The sequence below is a fragment of the Salinivibrio sp. IB282 genome, from assembly GCF_001995685.1.
GTDB lineage: Bacteria > Pseudomonadota > Gammaproteobacteria > Enterobacterales > Vibrionaceae > Salinivibrio > Salinivibrio kushneri.
Genome location: NZ_MUET01000156.1, coordinates 1 through 1,022, shown reverse-complemented (window position 1 = coordinate 1,022; position 1,022 = coordinate 1). Strand labels below are relative to the sequence as shown.

Annotated in this window: 1 tRNA gene and 2 rRNA genes; all 3 read left to right on the top strand. The window is 48.7% G+C overall.

Annotated elements, in window-relative coordinates:
• Positions 1-101, top strand: a 23S ribosomal RNA gene (locus BZG14_RS15350); the annotation flags it as partial.
• Positions 102-215: 114 nt separating this feature from the next.
• Positions 216-331 (top strand): 5S ribosomal RNA (rrf, locus tag BZG14_RS15345).
• Positions 332-533: 202 nt separating this feature from the next.
• Positions 534-610, top strand: a tRNA-Asp gene (locus tag BZG14_RS15340).
• Positions 611-1,022: the final 412 nt, after the last annotated feature.

Sequence of the window (1,022 nt, the reverse complement as noted above, 5' to 3'; positions counted from 1 at the left end):
CTCTAAAGGGTTGTCGTAGACGACGACGTTGATAGGCAGGGTGTGTAAGCGCTGTGAGGCGTTGAGCTAACCTGTACTAATGGCCCGTGAGGCTTAACCATACAACACCCAAGCGGTTTTGGGTTGGACTTAAAATAAGCCAGTTGATTGTGGCGAGAACGAAACAGCTTTCTAGATACGTGTTTTGACTGAAAAGTGAAGACACACAAATTTTGCTTGGCGACCATAGCGCTTTGGACCCACCTGATTCCATGCCGAACTCAGTAGTGAAACGAAGCAGCGCCGATGGTAGTGTGGGGTCTCCCCATGTGAGAGTAGGACATCGCCAGGCTCTCATTGCTTATCTTTTTGATAGCTCGATGCTTTTGATATCTGCGATGCTCATGTATTGGCATACACTGCGCGTCTCGATTCAAAATCCTCATCGCATCAAACAAGATAATCTAATTAGAGCTTAATATTGGGCTTTAGTTAGCAAACATTTAAGCATCAAGGCAATGATATGTAAGACTTTGATGAGAAAGAATTGGTGCGGAGTGGTAGTTCAGTTGGTTAGAATACCGGCCTGTCACGCCGGGGGTCGCGGGTTCGAGTCCCGTCCACTCCGCCACTACTTTAGAAACCCTAGCTGATAAGCTGGGGTTTTTTGCATTTAAGCTCCCCTGAGCCAGACGTCTTGGTCGCGGCACTTGCAGTGCGCGTTGACTCCCGTCCACTCCGCCACTACTTAGAAACCCTGCTAAATTTAGTAGGGTTTTTTGTTATTGGCCAGGTTCGCCCTGCGGGCGAATGAGTCCCGCAGGGTGGCCTGCCCATTGTCCGCAACCCCGGCCCTCCGCCACTACTTAGAAACCCTAGCTGAAAAGCTGGGTTTTTTGCGTTTAGGCTCGGAGTAAATAGCCTGCTTATGTTAAAAGCAGAACCCTAGGGTACCAATTGCGATATGTGTGAGTCCTCGGAGTAAATAGCCTGCTTATGTTAAAAGCAGAACCCTAGGGTACCAATTGCGATATGTGTGAGTC